Source organism: Maribellus maritimus, from assembly GCF_022267315.1.
GTDB lineage: Bacteria > Bacteroidota > Bacteroidia > Bacteroidales > Prolixibacteraceae > Draconibacterium > Draconibacterium maritimum.
This window is the reverse complement of the sequence record NZ_JAIKLE010000017.1, coordinates 96,998-116,388: the sequence shown is the minus strand read 5'-3', so window position 1 is coordinate 116,388 and position 19,391 is coordinate 96,998. Positions and strand designations below refer to the sequence as shown.

Below are 19,391 nucleotides of genomic sequence, written 5' to 3'. Positions count from 1 at the left end.
TATCTTCTGAAAAATGAATGATTTCTATATTTTTTCATCAAAACACTGATTTATTTGTTAGAATGAAAAACAAACTTGTATGACCAATATTCAAACAAATAGCAGCCAATGGTTGCCCACATCGAAGAAAGAGGTAAAACAGCTGGGATGGAGCGATATCGATGTAATACTTTTTACGGGAGATGCATATATTGATCATCCCTCATTTGGAGCAGCCGTAATCGGACGCGTTCTGGAAGCGGAAGGACTTCGGGTAGCGGTGATTCCGCAACCCAACTGGGAAGACGACCTGCGTGATTTCAAAAAACTGGGGAAACCAAGACTTTTTTTTGCAGTAACCGGTGGAAACATGGATTCGATGGTTAATCATTATACCGCAGGAAAGCGGAAAAGAAGCAACGATGCCTATACACCGGGCGGAAGATCGGGATACAGGCCCGATTATGCGACCATTGTTTATTCCAATATTCTAAAAAAACTTTACCCTGAAATCCCGCTCGTGGTTGGTGGGATTGAAGCATCGCTGCGAAGGGTTACACACTATGACTACTGGTCGGATAAGCTAATGCCTTCCATTTTGGTGGATTCAAAGGCCGACATGCTTTTTTACGGAATGGGGGAAAAATCGATTATTGAATTTGCCCGGTTGGTAAAAAGAGGAGTACCGGTTGAAAACCTGACTACCATTCCGCAAACCTCATTTATAGTTGATGCCAAGAAAAACTATGCTACAAAAAAGAACTGGGATGAGTTGGAACTGGCGTCACACGAAGAATGTCTGGCCGACCGAAAAACATTTGCCCGGAATTTTATGCATATCGAGGAAGAATCGAATAAAATGGAGGCAAAAAAACTGATTCAGAAAGTTGACAACCGCAAAATTGTGGTAAATCCGCCCTGGCCTACTTTCAAAGAAAAAGAAATCGATCGGGTTTACGACCTGCCATACACCCGACTCCCCCACCCGCGTTACAATAACAAAGAGACGATTCCGGCTTATGAAATGATCCGGCATTCGATAAACATTCACCGTGGTTGCTTTGGCGGATGTACATTTTGTACCATTTCAGCACATCAGGGAAAATTTATCGCCAGCCGTTCACAAAAATCGGTTTTAAAAGAAGTTGAAAAGGTTACAGAAATGCCTGATTTTAAAGGCTACATTTCTGATTTGGGAGGTCCCTCTGCCAATATGTACAAAATGAAAGGAATCCATGAAGAAATTTGCAGGAAGTGTAAACGACCGTCGTGTATTTTCCCTTCCATTTGTAAAAACCTCGACACCAGCCATAAACCCATGCTTGATTTATACAAAAAGGTGCGACAGAATCCAAAAATAAAAAAGGCATTTGTGGGAAGTGGAATTCGCTACGATATGATATTGGAAAAAACCGGGAACAAAGAAACAGACAAAAGCAACAAGGAATATTTACGGGAAGTTATAAAACACCATGTTTCGGGCCGGTTAAAAGTGGCGCCGGAGCATTCCTCGGACGAAGTATTAAAATTTATGCGAAAGCCTTCATTTCAATTGTTTGAAAAATTAAATGATGAATTCATTAAAATAAACAAGGAAGAAAAACTAAACCAGCAGTTAGTTCCCTATTTTATTTCAAGCCATCCTGGAAGCAAATCAGAAGATATGGCCGATTTGGCTATTCGAACAAAAAAAATGAATTTCAGACTGGAACAAGTTCAGGATTTTACCCCTACGCCAATGACGCTGGCAACAGTTGTTTATTACTCGGGCTACCATCCGTACACCATGGAAAAAATTTTCACCGCCAAAAATAAACATGATAAGGAAAACCAGCGGCAGTTTTTCTTCTGGTATAAAAATGAATTTAAAAATTCGATCAAAAAAGACCTTGAAAAAAAGGGACGCAATGATTTGGTCAAGCAATTGTTCAAAAAATGAATCGTACCTCCTGAAAAATTCGTTGTATATTAAAAAAGATTTCAAAAAACTTTCAAAATGAAAATTATTAAAATTTTACCCTTTACATTTCTATTTCTTTTTACAGCTTGCGCCGAACTGGCGCAAATTGCACAACAAACACTTGAAGAAAGCCAGGGACAATCGTTAACGCGGACTGAGATTGTTGCCGGGCTAAAAGAAGCACTTGTTGTTGGAACAAACAAATCAGTAGATATTCTAGGGGTTACCGATGGCTACTACAAAGATGAAATGGCAAAGATTTTATTACCACCGGAAGCCGGTATGATTGTAGACAACGTCAGCAAAATTCCGGGAGGCCAAAAATTGGTTGAAGATGTTTTGTTGCGAATTAACAGAGCGGCAGAAGACGCAGTTTCAGAAGCTAAACCTATTTTTGTAAACAGTATAAAAAGTATGACCATTACCGATGCTATTGGAATACTGAGAGGAGCCGACAATGCCGCAACACACTATTTACACAATACGACATATAATCAGCTTTTTGCTTTGTACCGCCCAAAAATAAAAGCTTCAGTAGATAAAAAACTGGTTGGAAATGTATCGACAGGACAAAGCTGGGATTTGCTTACCGGAAAATGGAATGAAGTTGCAAATTCGATGGTTGGAAAAGTTGCCGGTTTTAAACCTGTTGAAATCGACTTAGATGAATATTTGACACAAAAAGCACTCGACGGACTATTTCTAAAAATAGAAAACCAGGAGAAATTAATCCGGGAAGATCCGGCTGCAAGGGTCACTGATATTTTAAAACGTGTGTTTGGTTCAGTTAGCAGCTAAACTCAAACTGTTGAAAATATTTTTAGATTCTAAAACATGTTCCATTGAAAATTTTAATTTTTATTGTTAATTTCCAATTGCCAAAGATGAATTAACTGATGTAGGTTTTCATTCAGGCAAAAAATTAACTCATTAATACTTACTGCCATGCGACTTGAATTTGTACGAATTGAAGAGGCAAACGACCTGGTAAACCAACTGATTGAGCACCATCCGCAAGCCATCTTTCTAACCGACCACGACTTTAAAGTCAAATATTTTAACAAATCATTTCAAAAGCTAACAAAAAGCGACAAAGGTGATATTATTGACCACGAGTTTTGTGAAATAATGGGATGTACACAACGGGGAACCGCTGTTACCCGCGAAAGCAATTTTTGTAAAAAATGCCAGATGCGCGAATTGCTTTCCGGCGGTAATCTTTCAGAAGTGGCACTAATTCGGGAATTTTACATCAACAATAAAATTGTAACCAAACATCTGCACATCGATACACACCGGGTGGTAATGCACGGAGATAAATATCGTTTGGTAGTAATTGAGGATCGCACACGCAAGCACTAAACGGATTGTAGCAGGTAATGATTAAATTTTTTCGAAGAATCAGACAAAGGTTAATCACTGAAAAAAAAATCAGTAATTACCTGCTCTACGCATTTGGAGAAATCATTCTTGTGGTTATCGGAATTTTAATTGCACTTGCCATTAATAACAGCAATCAAAAACGAATTATAAGAGAAAAAGAACAGGTATACCTCATTGGATTAAAAAATGAATTTCAAACCAGCAAATCAAAACTACAGAGACTTATTGAGGTAAACAATAGTAACTTTGAGGGTGCAAAAAAAATCGTTGAATATATATCTGACGAAAATATACAACCAGATGAAAGTGAATTTTCAGAATTGCTTTACAATACTTTTGCTTTCGACATTGCTTTCAACCCTAATAATTCGCTTCTAAATGAAATGATAAATTCGGGAAGCTTAAAAGACATTTCCAATCCCATACTTAAAACATACCTGACAACCTGGATTTCGACACTGGAAGATATTGCCAAACAGGAGAACGATCTTGGTATTCAAAGAGAAAAGGTTCTCGATATGTTTCGAAAAGAATCCAACAGCATCAGGACCATCTTTGATTTAACAGATGTATCCGGTAAAGAATTAGGTTTACTGCCCGGAAAAAATAACATCAGTAACCTGAATCTTCTGAATTCCAAGGAATTTGAAAATAACATTCTTATATTTATTCTTACCACCCGTGCTACAGAATCAACTCACTACAATCCGTTAATGGAAGAACTGGATGCCATTCTGGGAATAATTGATGAGGAGATAAAAGGATAGAGAACAGCAAATTTTCGCCAAACAATTAAGTGTACAACTTTTCCTGTTGAGATAGTTCTATCTCAACAAATCAAGCAAAAACCTTCCGCCGGCAAGACACCTTTCCTTTTTGCTTTCATACTCACTCCCTCTTTTTTCGCGTTCGCTCTCTTTTATTTTCTTCAGGCAAGAAAGCACTCTACTTTTGAATCATTGAAAAATAATTAAAAACTCAAAAAACAATTAAACAATGAAAACAAAAGTATGGCTAACAATTGCATTGTCCGGATTACTGTGTTTAACAAGCCTGGCACAGGAAAAGAAAAACTACATCTGGAGTTACGAGGGAAAAAAAAGAACCAACACCATTGGGCTGTATGGCGGCGTATCCGGAACCTATTCAACGGTTATGGATAATTCAGCAAACTGGTTGGGCTACAAAGCTGGCTTGGTTTTTAACCAACACTGGGGAATCGGTTTCGCCGGAAGTGCTCTGAATTACGATAAAAATCTCGATCGGCTGGTTGCGAACGGAACTTACCGATTGGAGGCTGGTTATTCCGGTTTGTTTCTCGAGTACATTGTTCCTTTAAAAGACAAAGCAAAGCTTTCATTTTCTTGGACAACCGGAATGGGACTTGCACAATATGTTTACAACAAAGAGTTCAAAGAAAACAAATTGTGGTATGAAGAAATTATTGATCAGGAGCGTTTTGCTGCCAATGAACTTGCGGCAGAATTTATGTTCCGGTTGGCCGGAAACTGGTGGTTGGGTGTACAGGGAAGTTACCGCGACACATCGCCTGTAGAACTTAATGAAACTGCCGACGACATATTTGAACAATTTAATGTAGGCATATCCATAAAATATGGCATTTTTTAGACTTTAACATGCAGCTTTGGAAAATCATTTTCAAGGCTGCATCTTTCCAAATATTACTTTTATTATTTGATACAAAATAGTATAATTTTCTATTTTTACTTTCATTAAAAAATCAAATTCCGGCATGAGCTTTTCAACCGTAAATCAACTTTTCCCTTTTCGAAAACTTCTTAACTTTTTGCTGGGAATTTCCGTCGGAGTCCAATTGGTTATCATTTTATACAATCACTATTCGGGGTACGCAATAATTGAAGGTGCAACACATTTTTTTATTCGCCTTGCATTTGGCTCGTTTCTCAGTCTTGTTGGCGGTTTTATGTTGGCTTACCCCAATTTGTTCCTTATTCATTTTTTGAACAAAAAATTACCATGGCACAAAAAAATCTTTTTGCGAATAACGGTTCAGTTTCTGTTTGCGTTTCTTATGGCCGTTTTCATTTCATTTTTTGTTACACTAATCTCAAATGCAGTAAGCCCGTTTACCAACGACGATTTAAATTCAATTCTTTTTTATAACGCACTAATTACAGTTGGAGTAAATATTTTGATGATGATTTCTCTCGAAGCCTGGCTTTATTTTAATGAAAGTAACCGTTCAAAAATAAAAGCCGAAAACCTTGAAAGAGAACTCTCGCAAATCAAATTCGAAGTGTTAAAAAGTCAGATCAATCCGCATTTTATGTTTAACAGCTTAAATGTCCTTTCCGGATTAATTGATAAAGATGTAAAAAAAGCCCAACAATTTATCGATGAGTTTTCAATGATTTACCGCTATGTTCTGGAAACTATTGAAAAACCGGTTGTGTCGCTTAACGAAGAATTAAAATTTATCCGCTCGTATATTTCTCTCCAGCAAATGCGTTACGACAATTCATTGTATCTTGATGTTGATTTGCCGGGTGATTTTCTAAAAAAATATTTACCGCCACTATCGCTGCAGGTAACCATCGAAAATGCTATTAAACACAACATTGTCAACACTTCAAATCCATTAAAAATAGAACTTTGCGCTAAAGATAAATGGCTGGTAGTGCGGAACAACTTGCAACCCAAAATTTCATCCGGAGGTTCTACCGGATTGGGACAAAAAAATATGATAAAACGTTATGCGATGATAACCGAACAGACTCCAAAATTTATGGTTAAAACCAACTTCTATGAAGTAGAACTACCGCTGATAAAACCGGAAGAAATATGAGAGTAGTTATAGTTGAAGATGAAGCAGTAGCTGCAGAACGGCTTAAAAAAATGCTGGAAGAAGTTGCCCCCGACTTTTCAATTGGAGCCAATTTAGGCTCTGTAAAAGAATCAGTAAAGTGGTTTACAAAAAACCAGGCCGATCTGATTTTTCTGGACATCCAGCTCTCTGACGGAATAAGTTTTAGTATTTTTGAACAGGTTCAGGTTAATACTCCCGTTATTTTCACAACTGCTTACGACCAGTATTCGATAAAAGCTTTTGAACTGAATAGTATCGCCTATTTGTTAAAGCCAATTCGAAAGGAAGATTTGACCCTTAGTCTTCAAAAATACAAATCGGTAAAATCAGTCTTTACTATCGACTTCGAAAGTTTGTTATCTGAAATAAAAGGTACTCAGCCGGAATTCAAAAAACGTTTTATCATTCAAATCGGTCAAAAAATAAGAATGGTAGAAACTGCCGCGATTGCCTGGTTCAATGCGATAGGAAAAAACGTCTTCATAAAAACATTCGATGGCCAATCCTACCCTCTTGAATTTAGTCTCGACAAACTGGAAACGCAACTCAATCCCAATCAATTTTTCCGCATCAACAGGAAATATATCGTCAATTTGAATGCCATTGAAAACATGACAGCCTGGTCGCGAAGCCGGATAAAACTAAAACTAAACCCGCCGGTGGAAGACGAAACTGAAACTGTGGTAAGTGTCGATCGGTCTCCTGTTTTCAAAAAATGGCTGGATAAATAGATGTTTAAAAATTTATTTCAATGATAATTCAGTTTTATACCCCTTTTGAAAAATACCTCGAAAAATCAGAAGATTGCTATTTATATGATACTGAAGGGAAAAAGTATATCGATTTTGAATCGGGTGTTTGGTGTGCAAATCTGGGACACAATCATCCAAAAATTAATCATGTAGTTAAAAACCAACTAGAAAAATCAATTCACCAGGGATATTTTTTCAGAAACAGGCATGCTGAAAAACTTTCAGAAAAAATAGCACAAAAAACCGAATTAATAAATGGGAAAAGTGTATTTCTAAGTTCCGGATCCGAAGCTGTAAACCTTGCCATTACATTAGCCAAACAAATTACAGGCCGGAATAAAATTCTCACGACAGACATTTCGTACCTCAGTGCTTACGGAGACGGGCAAAATTCACAAAAAAACAACAATTTAATCGTTATTCCTTTTAACAATAGTGCTGCAACTCAAAATATCGATTTCAGCCAAATTGCTGCACTTGTAATAGAAACCGGAGGCGCATCGCTGGGAATTATTAAATTTCCTGATTTTCAGTTTATCCAAAAACTGGCAAAACAGGCAAAACAAAATGGTGTAATTGTTATTGCAAATGAAGTAACCACCGGAATGGGACGCACGGGAAAATGGTTTGGATTTCAGCACTACAATGTTCTCCCCGACATGGTAACTACAGGAAAAGCATTGGGTAACGGATACCCTGTTAGTGCTGTTTCTGTTTCGAAAGAGATAGCAAAAGAATTTGAAGACGCTCCTTTCCGCTATGCACAGTCGCACCAAAACGATCCGCTGGGTTGTGCGGTTGCGTTGGAAGTTTTCAGAATAATGGAAGAAGAAAACCATGTTGAAAAAGGAGCCCTCACCGGAGTATTTTTCAAAAAAGAACTGGAAAAAGTGGCTAAAAATCATTCCGGTACAATAAAGGAAATCAGGGCACGAGGAATGATGTTGGCTTTGGAATTTCAAAAAGAGATAAACTCAGAAAAAATCCACAGTCAGCTTTTTGATAATGGTTTTGTTACGGGGAACAAATTTAATACACTTCGTTTTATGCCACCACTCACGTTACCTCAAAAAGACATTAATCAACTGATAAAAAGTATTAAAGAGACATTACAACTATTGAAATAGCAAGTCGTTTCAATAGTCAATACAATATCTTTTAATTTTTATATTTTCACGCATTTTCAAAAATGCTACTTTTGTATTCCTACCCTCGAAAATAAGCGTTGTTATAAAAACCAAAAACAAATTATTGAAATGAAGAAACTGCTGCTGTTTGCTACTATTGGTACAATTGTGTTATTTTCCTGTCAAAAACCAAATCAAAAAATACAAAACCAAAAAGAAAATTTGCCAATTCCGGATTTGGCTCAATTTGTCAATCCTATGGTTGGCACAAAAAATATGGGCCATACCTACCCCGGGGCTACAACTCCGTTTGGAATGGTTCAGTTAAGCCCGGAAACCAATATAGAGCCTTACTCTATTGATGGAGAATACAATGGAGAAACATACCGGTACTGCTCAGGTTATCAATACGACGACCATACTATTTTTGGTTTTGCTCATACGCATTTTAGCGGAGTTGGCCACTCCGATCTGGGTGATTTTCTAGTGATGCCTACAACAGGCGATCTCGTTCTTAATCCGGGTGAAGTCAACAATCCGGGAAGTGGTTATCATTCGCAATTTTCACATGAGACAGAAACAGCAGAACCGGGCTATTACAAAGTCCATCTTGAAGATTATGATATCAAAGCAGAACTAACAGCCAGTGACCGTGTGGGATTTCATCAATACTCATTTCCGGCGTCGGAAGATGCCCACATTATTCTCGATTTGGTCTACAACATTTATAATTACGATGAAAAAAATGTGTGGACTTTTATCCGCGTTGAAAACGACTCTCTGGTAACCGGATTTAGGCAAACCAAGGGATGGGCGCGAAATCGGAAAGTTTACTTTGCAATGGCTTTTTCAAAACCTTTTGAGACTTACGGACATAAGAAATATGACAAACTCACCTACAACGGATTTTACCGCCGGTTTGAAGAAGAGGAGAATTTCCCGGAAATGGCAGGTCGAAATATTCGCGCATATTTCAATTTTAAAACTCAAAAAGACGAAAAAATAAAAATAAAATTTGCTCTTTCATCGGTGAGCACCGAAGGAGCAATAAAAAACCTCAGGGCTGAAATACCGGGCTGGAATTTTAAACAGATAAAAGAAGAAACGCGGCAAAGATGGAACAGAGAACTTGCAAAAGTGCAAGTGGAAACTTCAACTCCGGAAGAAAAACAAACGTTCTATACCGCCATGTACCACAGCATGTTAAGCCCGATTATCTACGAAGATGTGGATGGCCGGTACCTGGGACTCGACCAAAATATTCACCAAAGTGAAGGTTTTACAAATTACACCATATTTTCATTATGGGATACTTACCGGGCACTGCATCCGCTTTTTAATATCTTTCATCCACAAAAAAATAACGACATGGTTAAATCGATGCTGGCCCATCAGGAGCAAAGTGTACACCACATGTTACCGATTTGGAGTCATTATGCCAACGAAAACTGGTGTATGATTGGTTACCATGCTGTTTCAGTAATAGCCGATGCTGTTGCAAAAGGAAATACAGATGCCGACCTTAATAAAACCCTTGATGCATGTATAAGCACTTCAAATGTTGGTTATTTTAACGGGATCGATGAATTTGTAAGGAATGGTTATGTATCAGAAGAAAAAAGCGACTATTCAGTTTCTTTAACATTGGAGTATGCTTATAACGATTGGTGCATCGCACAGATAGCTCAAAAACTTGGCAAAACTGAAGTGTATAACCAATACTTAAAACGCTCTGAAAACTTTAAAAATATTTACGATAAAGAAATTGGTTTTATGCGGCCAAAACTCAAAAATGGTGAATGGCGCAAAAATTTCGATCCGATGGATACACATGGCCAGGGTTTTATTGAAGGAAATGCATGGAATTATGGTTTATATGTTCCACACGAAATTGATACAATGATTGAAATGATGGGGGGAAAAGAAAAATTCGCCCAGTCGCTCGACAAAATATTTACGACTGAAATTGCAGAAAAATATATCGAAAATAACGAAGATATTACCAGAGACGGGATTATCGGGAATTACGTTCATGGAAATGAACCGGGACATCATATCCCTTATCTTTACAACTGGACCGGCCAACCATGGAAAACACAGGAACGTGTTCGAATGATTATGAAAACCATGTACAGCAGTAAGGAAGACGGTTTGTGCGGCAACGATGATGCCGGCCAAATGAGCGCCTGGTATATATTTAGCTCGCTTGGTTTTTATCCCGTTTTGCCCGGAGCCGACGAATATTCCATAGGCAGCCCCATGGTAAAAAAAGCGAACCTTTATTTAGATAATGGAAAAACGCTGGTAATCAATACTAAAAATCAAAGCCCGGAAAATGTGTATGTTGAAAAAGTAGAAATCAACGGAAAAAAAATCGATGGACTCACTTTAAAACACAGCGACATTATGAACGGCGGAGAAATTAAATTTTATATGACAAATACACCGGCAAAATAAAATTTTAAAATATAGTATTCAATCAAATAAATCCCAGGATTCGTTTTTTTGTTTTCAAAACGTTAGACATTCAAAATCCCCGGATTTATTTGTATAATCTCCCCTGCCAGGTATCTCTTTCTTTCAGGCGTTTCTCTACTTTAGCAACAAACTCAAAATTTTTCAGCCCCCATTTGGGAGCAAGCAACATGTCGGGTGGCGCCTGGCTAATAAACCGCTCCACAATAATCTGTGGACTTAACAACTCAAGATAATCAACCACCAGTTCAATGTATTCTTCTGCAGAAAAAAGAAAAAATGAATCGGGTTTCTCGCGGTATTGCTTTTCGAGTATGGTTCCTTTATGAATCTGAAGCTGATGCAATTTTAAGTTTTTAACCGGCAGTTTTGAAATAATCTTTGCCTGTTCGAGCCAGTCGGAGTGGTTTTCACCGGGAAGCCCTAAAATCATATGAGCACAGTTATTAATGCCGCGTTTTTCGGTTTGTTCCAGCGCCCAAACTGAATCGGCAAATGAATGCCCGCGATTGATTAATTCCAGCGACTTATCAAGATGCGACTCTACCCCAAACTCAACCATTACATAAGCTCCTTTACTCAGCTCCGACAAATAATCCAGCAATTCTTCATCTACCGAATCAGGGCGGGTTGAAATTACCAAACCAACAATTTTAGGATGCTGAAGCGCTTCTTCATAAAGCCGTTTTAAATCCTCCAGGGGAGCATAAGTATTTGTATAGGCTTGGAAATACGCCAAAAATTTCATCGCAGCGTATTTTTTGGCAAAAAAATCCACACCTTTTTGAATTTGATTTGTAACGCTGTTTTCCAGGTTACAGTAGGTTGGTTTGAAGGTTTTGTTATTGCAGTAAGTACAGCCACTTTTCCCTTTTAATCCATCGCGGTTCGGACAGGTAAACCCCGCATCGACGGAAACCTTCTGCACTCTTTCCGAAAACTTATTTTTAAAATAGGTTGGAAAATCGTTGTATCGTTTTTTATGATTCCAGAAAAAATTCTTGTCCGTCATCCCATCAAATTAACAGCGCAAAAATAAACAAAATAAGTCAGTATCAACCGATTCAGAAAACTGTTAACAAAATCTTGAAAACTTTAGTCCTTACAGGCTGTTATTCGTATAAAAAACCGGAATCTTATTTTTATTTTTAAATATCAAAAAACAGGTATATGTTCTCTGAAAAAGACAAACTACAAATACAAAATCGCGGAAGCAACATTGAAATTGTAAATCAACAGATTGAAAAATTCAAAAAAGGTTTTCCTTTTTTGCATGTGGAAGAAGCTGCTTCTGTTGGCAAAGGGATTATTCAACTCGACAAAGAAAAACTTCAAAAAAATATAGAACGTTACGAGGCAAAGGTAATATCTGGTATCAAACCACTAAAATTTGTGCCGGCTTCCGGTGCAGCCAGCCGAATGTTTAAAGCGCTTTTCGAGGCTCTGAAAGAGTGTGAGACTTCGAAAACACCCGAGGAAGTTTTAAAAGAAAATAAAGCAGTAAAACAATTTGTTGACGAGATAGAAAAGTTTGCTTTTTATCAGGAACTTAAAAACAAAATCAGCGAAAACAGCGAAGAAGAAAGTTGTAAAAACCAGGTAGGATATTTGTTGAGTGAAAAAGGATTAAATTACGGCTCGCTTCCCAAAGGACTTTTAAAATTTCATAAATATAAAAATATTGACCGTACCCCTTTTGAAGAGCATCTGGCAGAAGGCGCAAAATACGCAAAAGACAGTGCGGGAAAAGTGCGACTGCATTTTACGGTCTCGCCCGAACACCAGGAAAGTTTTGAGAATCTGCTTCAAAAAATAAAAGAATCCTATGAAAATGAGCTAAGCGTAACCTTTGACGTTTCTTTTAGCCAACAAAAACCATCCACCGATACAATTGCTGTTGATATGGAAAACGAACCGTTCAGGGAAGCTGATGATAGTTTGTTATTCCGGCCGGGAGGTCACGGAGCTCTGATTGAAAACCTGAACGATTTGGATGCCGACATCATTTTTATAAAAAACATTGACAATGTTGTTCCCGACAAACTAAAGAAACCCTCGGTTGATTATAAAAAAGCATTGGCCGGCGTTTTGTTAAAATACCAGGAAAAAATTTTCCTTTACCAAAAAGAGCTAAACGAAAAACATCCGGTGGCACTGGATCATGCATTTTTGGCGGAAGCTGCCAATTTTCTGGAAAACCAGCTCAATACAAAACCGGCAGAGAGTCAGTATTACACTGAAAAGGAACAACTTTATCATTATTTAAAAGAAAAATACAACCGCCCTTTACGGGTATGCGGGATGGTAAAAAACGAAGGTGAGCCGGGTGGCGGACCGTTCTGGGCAAAAAATCCGGATGAGACAGTTTCGTTGCAGGTTGTGGAAAGCTCGCAAATTGACCCGAATAGTATGCAACAGCAGACAATAATTTCACATGCCACACATTTTAATCCTGTTGACCTGGTTTGCGGAATAAAAAATTATAAAGGTGAAAAATACAACCTACTTGAATATACCGATCCGGCAACAGGCTTTATTTCAAAAAAATCGAAAGACGGGAAGAATTTGAAAGCGCAGGAGCTTCCGGGGCTTTGGAACGGAGCAATGAGTAACTGGAATACGCTCTTTGCAGAAGTTCCGATTGAGACATTTAACCCGGTTAAAACTGTGAACGATTTGTTACGAGAACAACATCAATAATATAAAATTGTCCGTTAATTCATTGGAATTATTAATTTCGCGAATTCATTGTTACGCAGATGAACGAAGAAGAGAGGAAAAATTTTAGCAGTGAGGAAGATATCAGTGAAGCCCTGAACCGTTTTAAACGTTCGCTGATATCGGGTAATAAAAAATATTTCGATGTTTCTGAATTTGAAGGAATTGTAGAACAGTTGCTCGAAGAAGGGGATATAAACGCTTCAGAAATAGCAGCACGGCAGGGTATTCAAATTCATCCCAATGCGGTAACTCTCCACCTAAAGTATGCGCAGGTTTTATTGAGTAAAGGAAAAATTGAAGATGCAATAAAACACCTTAATCTTGTTGAAAAGATTGAATCTACCAACCCCGATGTACACCTTATAAAAGGTTCGGCATGGTTGGTTTTGGGAGATGAACCTAAAGCAGGACGGTCATTCCGAAAAGCCATTAAGAGCGCAGGCAAAGAGGTCGATGACATATTGTATCATATCGGGGCGGCCTATATTCAAACCGGTGATATTCCAACTGCCATTCAACACTTTGAGCAGGCACTGATTGCTAATCCGAAAAATGAAATGGCGCTTTATGAACTGGGATTTTTCTGTGACCAGCAGGGCGACTACAAAAAAAGCGTTTCGTATTACAATCAATATCTTGATATTGATCCGTTTAATTATTCAACCTGGTTTAATTTAGGTATCACACAAAATAAAGCAGGTAATCATGACAAAGCAGTTGAGGCCTATGAATTTGCTCTCGCGCTGAACGACGAATTTCACCAGGCTCTTTTTAATATCGCCAATGCTTATGCGAATGCCGCCAGATATAAAGATGCCATTAAAAAATATTTTGAATATCTGGAGTTTGAGCCGGAAAACGACGATGCTTATTGTTATATAGGCGAATGTTATCTGAATCTGGAAGATTATACAAAATCAGCAGAACATTATCAGAAAGCCATTGATATTAACGAAGATAATGATACTGCCTGGTTTGGTGTAGGCTTAATTATGTGGGTGGAGAAAAAATTCCCGGAAAGTATTGTTTTTATCAAAAAAGCATTGGAGATTGACGATTCCAATCCAGAATACTGGCTGACGCTTTCAAAAGTATACAACGATTTCAACCACAAAAAGAACGCGGTTAAAGCGTTAAAGAAAGCTGTCAAACTGGAGCCGGAAAACAGCGAAATATGGCTAACATGGGCTGACGTATATCTGAACTTTGAAGAACTCGAAAACGCCATTCAGATTTTAAAAGCCGCAATAAAAAAGAACGGTGACGCGATATTAAAATACCGGTTGGTGAGTTTATATCTTGAAAACAAGGATGAACCCGATGCTTTTGAAATGTTGAACACTGCAATGAAACAGGACTTTCTTCAAATCAACCTTCTTTTTGATTTTTATCCCAAAGCTCCTAAAAACAAGCGACTTAAAAAACTGGTCGATGAATTTCGGAAGGCCAATAATTTTGAATAAGTGTTATCTAAATTTAATAATTCATTATTAAAGGTATCGGAATATCAGTAAATTACTTTCCCGGATTACCATAATATATCTTTGCAAAAAAGTTAAATATGTGGGCTTTTGCAGGACTTCTTTCCGCCCTTTTTCTGGGTATTTATGACATTTTTAAAAAGACATCGCTAAACGGAAATGCTGTTATGCCGGTTCTCTTTTTTTCCACGCTTACAAGTACGGCACTATTTTTACCGGTTGTAATCGGGTCAGGCCTCTTTCCTGATAAGTTAGCTGCGATTGGGCTTTTTGCGCCTTCACTTACCCTTACTGAACACATGCAAATCATACTAAAATCAGTTATTGTAGTCTCCAGCTGGATCCTGGCCTTTTTTGCAATGAAACATCTGCCTGTTACTATTTTTGCGCCGATTCGCTCCACTGGTCCGTTATGGACATTAGCCGGAGCATTGCTTATTTTTCAGGAAAGACTTAATGGTTTGCAATGGGTAGGCGTTTCACTAACCCTCATCTTTTTCTATCTCTTTTCAACCGCCGGCAAGCTCGAAGGTATTGAATTCAGGAAAAACAAGTGGATTTACCTTATCATTGGTGCAACTATTTTGGGTTCCATCAGCGGATTGTACGATAAATTTATTATTTCACGCATAGATAGAATTGCGGTACAGGCATGGTTTTCATTTTACCAGGTAATTATTTTGTTTCCGGTTTTGGCGGTTTTCTGGTTTCCCAACCGCAAAAATACTACAAAATTTCGTTGGCGCTGGACAATCCCGCTGATAGGAGTTACCCTGGTGGTTGCTGACTTTTTATATTTCTACGCATTAAGTTTGGAAGACTCAATGATTTCGATGATCTCCGCACTGCGCAGAAGTAGCGTTCTGATTACCTTCACTTTAGGCGCTTTACTTTTTAAAGAACAAAATCTAAAAAGAAAAGGAATTTATTTAATTGGAATTCTTGCCGGCATTTTACTGATTACTTTGGGAAGCCGCTAGTTTTCATTATTTCCAAAACTCAAACATTTTACCGTCTCTACCAAAAACCGGATCGTTTTCAGGAAGTTTTACTTTTGAAATATTTTCTTTTGCTGATTGAACTTCTTCTGCTTTCCCGTAATTCATATCCCACTGTTGTCCATCCGGATAAGCACCAACAACGGCGAAACCGTCACCGGAATTAATTCTTTTGTGTGCCGTTCCAACTGGTAAAACTACCAGGTCGCCTTTTTCAATCCGTACTATTTCGCTACCCGACCCGCCCAGTTGAACCTCTGCCCAGCCGCCGTAAATACCCAATGCTTCGTGCGCCGTACTGTGGTAATGCTGAAAATCATAAATACCATTTCGCCACGAAGCTCCCCAGTTGTTTTCAGCAAAAACTCTTTCGATGGTCGACGCAGGGTCTTTCCCTTCAAAACGAAAAACATCTTTATACAACAATACAGGCAATCCGGAATTATTGAGAAAATTTCCGTTTTCTTCGAGTTGTAAAGTTTTCACTTCCGCCTCTATATTTTTCTGAGCGTAGGATTGTATCATACCAAAAACAATAATAACAGTTAAAATCTTTCTTAAATTCATTTTTAAACGATTTGAGCTTTTTATTTTTCATAACAATTTATGGTAAGTTTTTGTTATTTTGGCACCTCCAAAATTTAAAGACAAAAATCTCCGTGAATTTTGAGTGAGCTTTGCTGGAAGTATAACAGCAGAGAACAAAAAAGAGACAAGGAGAAACGTAAAATTTAATATGAACAGAACAGCAAAAGATTACTTCGTTTTGGTTTTAAAAGGAATGGGAATGGGAGCTGCTGATGTGGTCCCGGGTGTTTCCGGCGGAACCATCGCATTTATTACCGGAATTTATGAAGAGTTAATTAACTCAATAAAATCCATCAACTTAAATGCATTAAAACTTATTCTAAGCGGAAAAATCGCAGACTTTTGGAAAGCCATTAACGGAACTTTTCTGGTATGCGTTTTATTGGGAATCGGAATCAGCGTTTTTTCGCTGGCAAAAGGATTGAAGTATCTGCTTGACAACCATCCTGTTTTGGTATGGTCTTTCTTTTTCGGATTAATTGTCGCTTCGGCAATTTATGTGGCAAGAACGATAAAAAAATGGGATATTTCAACTGTTGTTGCAGGTATTGCGGGAATTATCGTTGCTTATTTCATCACCGTAATTACACCTGCGGAGGCCAACACAACCACATGGTTTATATTTGTTTCAGGAGCTATCGCCATTTGTGCCATGATTTTACCAGGAATTTCTGGGAGTTTTATTCTTGTTCTGCTTGGGATGTACAAGTTCGTCCTTGATGCTGTTGGAAATCTGCAGATAGCCGTGATTCTTACCTTTATGGTGGGAGCAGCCATCGGAATTATTACTTTTTCAAATATCTTGTCTTGGTTATTAAAAAAATTTCATAATCAAACCATTGCTGTTTTGGCCGGTTTCATGGTGGGTTCATTAAATAAAGTCTGGCCCTGGAAACAAGTTACCGAAACTTTTACAGATCGGCACGGAGAAATAAAACCACTGGTTGAAGTAAATATTTTACCGGGAACCTATGAACAAATTACAGGAGACAATGCTCTTTTAGTTGGTGCAATTTTATTGGCTGTGGCCGGATTTGCCATTATTTTTATAATTGAAGGATTAACAAAACCAAAAAAAGCGAATTAATACAGATGAAAAGATACGGATTAATAGGCTACCCGCTCACCCATTCATTTTCAAAACGTTTTTTTACAGAAAAATTTGAAACCGAAAAAATAAATTCTACATACGAGAACTTTGAGATTGATACGATTCAAAAGTTTCCGGAGATTATAAAAAATAACCCCGAAGTAATTGGTCTCAATGTGACCATTCCGTATAAAGAACAGGTCATTCCTTTTCTGGATGATTTAAATGACTCGGCACGAAAAATTGGCGCAGTGAATACGGTGAAAATAATCCGTTCTGACTCGGGAGTTTATTTAAAAGGATTTAACACCGATACCTTTGGTTTTGAAAACTCCTTAAAACCGTTGTTAAAAGAGTATCACAAAAAAGCACTGATACTTGGGACCGGCGGAGCCTCAAAAGCTTTAAAATACGTTTTAAATCATCTTGGAATTGAGTTTATTTCTGCTTCTATTGAAGAGTTAAAAGAAAATGAAATTCGTTACGAAGAGATTGATGAACAAATGATGACGGAACGAACGATAATTATCAATGCAACTCCACTTGGAACCTACCCCAAAACGGAAACCTTTCCTCCCATTCCTTATGAATTTATAGGCGAAAAACATTTGCTGTTTGATTTGGTTTATAACCCTGAAATAACACAGTTTATGAACAAAGGAAAAGCCAGGGGAGCCACTGCAAAGAACGGATACGAAATGTTGCTCGGCCAGGCATTAAAGTCATATGAAATCTGGAATAGTAAAGAATAGATTGGAAATTATTTATGGAAAAGAAGAAAGTTCTGTTTGTTTGTTTGGGTAATATTTGTCGATCGCCCAGCGCTGAAGCAGTATTTAAAGGAATTGTAAAAAAAGAAGGGCTGGCAGAGAAATATGAAATTGATTCTGCAGGAACATCGGGCTGGCATGCAGGTGAACCTGCCGATCGCAGGATGAAACAACATGCGGTAAAACGCGGATATGATCTCACAAGTATTTCGCGAAAATTTAATCCGGATGTTGATTTCGGGCATTTTGATTTGGTTATCGGGATGGATGATCAGAATGTTGAAGCATTAAAATCGATGACGCAAAACAGTGCCGATTTAGCAAAAATTCATAAAATGACTGATTTTGCCAAAGAATGGAATTACGAGGAAGTTCCCGATCCGTATTATGGCGGAGAAGAAGGTTTTGAGCTGGTTCTCGATTTACTGGAAGACAGTTGCGAAGGATTGCTAAAAAAGCTGGAATAAGCTAAAAATTATTCCAGTATATCCACTTTTACAGCAACAATCCCGGGATGTTTTTCAAAATTATCTGAAAGTTTCTGTATATTCATTTTGCGTGTTACCCCCACCAGAAACACAATTTTATCAGTAGCCTCATTAATATTTCGTTCAAAACCGGTTGACATAATTCGTATATCCTGACTCTTCAGAATTTCTTTCAGAACCTGTATATCAGAATTTCTTTTTTTTACGTACAACTCTATTTTCCGGATTGTTCTTTCTTTAAAAACACGCTTTTCAAATAAATTCATTACTGTTAACGCAAACAGAATCACCACAACACCAATGAATCCGATAATATACATGCCGGCCCCAACAGCCAGTCCAAGTGCTGCCATTGCCCAAATTGAAGCTGCCGTTGTTAGACCTTTCACATCGGCTCCAAATTTCAAAATTGCTCCAGCCCCTAAAAATCCAATTCCTGAAACTACCTGTGCTGCTATTCGGCCAGGGTCTCCGTTTTGAAAGTCGGTGAATGTTTGCGGAATAAAAATAGAAATCAACATCACTACAGTTGAACCGATGCTTATTAAAATATGTGTCCGTAATCCTGCGGGCTGATCGTGAGTTTCACGTTCAATACCAATCAGCATACCGATGAAAAAACTAACCAGAATTCTCACCAGAGCAACTTGCCAGGTAATCTCGGTTGTTGTTAATACTTCGTTGATGTAATCCATTTAAATTCTTTTATCAACCTCCAATTTACAAATTAA

At 37.9% G+C, this 19,391-nt stretch carries 18 protein-coding genes; 15 read left to right on the top strand and 3 right to left on the bottom strand.

All coding sequences use genetic code 11. The features are described 5' to 3' along the window. The first annotated feature begins 79 nt into the window (after positions 1-79). The 9 genes from K5G00_RS15990 (at position 80) to K5G00_RS15950 (ending at position 10,506) form a co-directional block, all read left to right on the top strand. Positions 80-1,918 (top strand): YgiQ family radical SAM protein, encoded by a 1,839-nt coding sequence (locus tag K5G00_RS15990; RefSeq protein ID WP_238767188.1) that lies wholly within the window; start codon positions 80-82, stop codon positions 1,916-1,918. A 57-nt stretch (positions 1,919-1,975) separates the two neighbouring features. Continuing rightward, the gene (locus tag K5G00_RS15985) at positions 1,976-2,737 is read left to right on the top strand and encodes a DUF4197 domain-containing protein (protein WP_238767187.1); all 762 of its coding nucleotides are present in this window, start codon (positions 1,976-1,978) and stop codon (positions 2,735-2,737) included. A 147-nt stretch (positions 2,738-2,884) separates the two neighbouring features. Continuing rightward, entirely contained in the window at positions 2,885-3,301 is a 417-nt protein-coding gene (locus K5G00_RS15980; RefSeq protein WP_158869168.1) for a PAS domain-containing protein, read from the top strand. A gap of 17 nt (positions 3,302-3,318) precedes the next feature. Then, complete coding sequence (locus tag K5G00_RS15975) at positions 3,319-4,089, top strand: hypothetical protein (protein WP_238767186.1); 771 nt, start codon at positions 3,319-3,321, stop codon at positions 4,087-4,089. Positions 4,090-4,318: 229 nt separating this feature from the next. Continuing rightward, complete coding sequence (locus K5G00_RS15970) at positions 4,319-4,951, top strand: hypothetical protein (RefSeq protein WP_238767185.1); 633 nt, start codon at positions 4,319-4,321, stop codon at positions 4,949-4,951. A 124-nt stretch (positions 4,952-5,075) separates the two neighbouring features. Next, positions 5,076-6,149 (top strand): sensor histidine kinase, encoded by a 1,074-nt coding sequence (locus K5G00_RS15965; RefSeq protein WP_238767184.1) that lies wholly within the window; start codon positions 5,076-5,078, stop codon positions 6,147-6,149. After that, positions 6,146-6,901 (top strand): LytR/AlgR family response regulator transcription factor, encoded by a 756-nt coding sequence (locus K5G00_RS15960; protein ID WP_238767183.1) that lies wholly within the window; start codon positions 6,146-6,148, stop codon positions 6,899-6,901. Before K5G00_RS15965 ends, K5G00_RS15960 begins: the two co-directional genes overlap by 4 nt. Before the next feature lie 20 nt (positions 6,902-6,921). After that, complete coding sequence (locus K5G00_RS15955; protein ID WP_238767182.1) at positions 6,922-8,049, top strand: class-III pyridoxal-phosphate-dependent aminotransferase; 1,128 nt, start codon at positions 6,922-6,924, stop codon at positions 8,047-8,049. Positions 8,050-8,178: 129 nt separating this feature from the next. Next, positions 8,179-10,506: a GH92 family glycosyl hydrolase gene (locus tag K5G00_RS15950; RefSeq protein ID WP_238767181.1), complete on the top strand. Its 2,328-nt coding sequence runs from the start codon at positions 8,179-8,181 to the stop codon at positions 10,504-10,506. Between the two features lie 85 nt (positions 10,507-10,591). On the opposite strand, the gene K5G00_RS15945 is transcribed toward K5G00_RS15950, so the two are convergent. After that, positions 10,592-11,536: a TIGR01212 family radical SAM protein gene (locus K5G00_RS15945; RefSeq protein WP_238767180.1), complete on the bottom strand. Its 945-nt coding sequence runs from the start codon at positions 11,534-11,536 to the stop codon at positions 10,592-10,594. A gap of 158 nt (positions 11,537-11,694) precedes the next feature. Here K5G00_RS15945 and K5G00_RS15940 point away from each other — a divergent pair, with 158 nt between their 5' ends. The 3 genes from K5G00_RS15940 (at position 11,695) to K5G00_RS15930 (ending at position 15,706) form a co-directional block, all read left to right on the top strand. Continuing rightward, positions 11,695-13,224, top strand: a complete 1,530-nt coding sequence (locus K5G00_RS15940) for a DUF4301 family protein (RefSeq protein ID WP_238767179.1) — start codon at positions 11,695-11,697, stop codon at positions 13,222-13,224. 59 nt (positions 13,225-13,283) lie between these two features. After that, positions 13,284-14,708 carry a tetratricopeptide repeat protein gene (locus tag K5G00_RS15935; RefSeq protein WP_238767178.1) on the top strand — a complete coding sequence of 475 codons (1,425 nt, stop codon included), beginning with the start codon at positions 13,284-13,286 and terminating at the stop codon, positions 14,706-14,708. 98 nt (positions 14,709-14,806) lie between these two features. Then, positions 14,807-15,706, top strand: coding sequence for an EamA family transporter (locus K5G00_RS15930; protein WP_238767177.1), 900 nt, complete (start codon positions 14,807-14,809; stop codon positions 15,704-15,706). Between the two features lie 6 nt (positions 15,707-15,712). Here the strand turns inward: K5G00_RS15930 and K5G00_RS15925 are convergent, their stop codons facing one another. Beyond that, positions 15,713-16,291 (bottom strand): hypothetical protein, encoded by a 579-nt coding sequence (locus K5G00_RS15925; RefSeq protein ID WP_238767176.1) that lies wholly within the window; start codon positions 16,289-16,291, stop codon positions 15,713-15,715. Positions 16,292-16,460: 169 nt separating this feature from the next. On the opposite strand from K5G00_RS15925, the gene K5G00_RS15920 reads away from it, so the two are divergent. Genes K5G00_RS15920 through K5G00_RS15910 form a run of 3 tightly spaced genes read left to right on the top strand, consistent with a single transcriptional unit; the run spans position 16,461 to position 18,639 of the window. After that, complete coding sequence (locus K5G00_RS15920) at positions 16,461-17,399, top strand: DUF368 domain-containing protein (protein WP_238767175.1); 939 nt, start codon at positions 16,461-16,463, stop codon at positions 17,397-17,399. Between the two features lie 5 nt (positions 17,400-17,404). Continuing rightward, positions 17,405-18,154: a shikimate dehydrogenase family protein gene (locus K5G00_RS15915; protein WP_238767174.1), complete on the top strand. Its 750-nt coding sequence runs from the start codon at positions 17,405-17,407 to the stop codon at positions 18,152-18,154. A gap of 14 nt (positions 18,155-18,168) precedes the next feature. Next, on the top strand, positions 18,169-18,639 hold the full coding sequence (locus K5G00_RS15910; protein ID WP_238767173.1) for a low molecular weight protein-tyrosine-phosphatase: 471 nt from the start codon (positions 18,169-18,171) through the stop codon (positions 18,637-18,639). Between the two features lie 8 nt (positions 18,640-18,647). On the opposite strand, the gene K5G00_RS15905 is transcribed toward K5G00_RS15910, so the two are convergent. Beyond that, positions 18,648-19,355, bottom strand: a complete 708-nt coding sequence (locus K5G00_RS15905) for an MgtC/SapB family protein (RefSeq protein WP_238767172.1) — start codon at positions 19,353-19,355, stop codon at positions 18,648-18,650. Between the last annotated feature and the right edge of the window lie 36 nt (positions 19,356-19,391).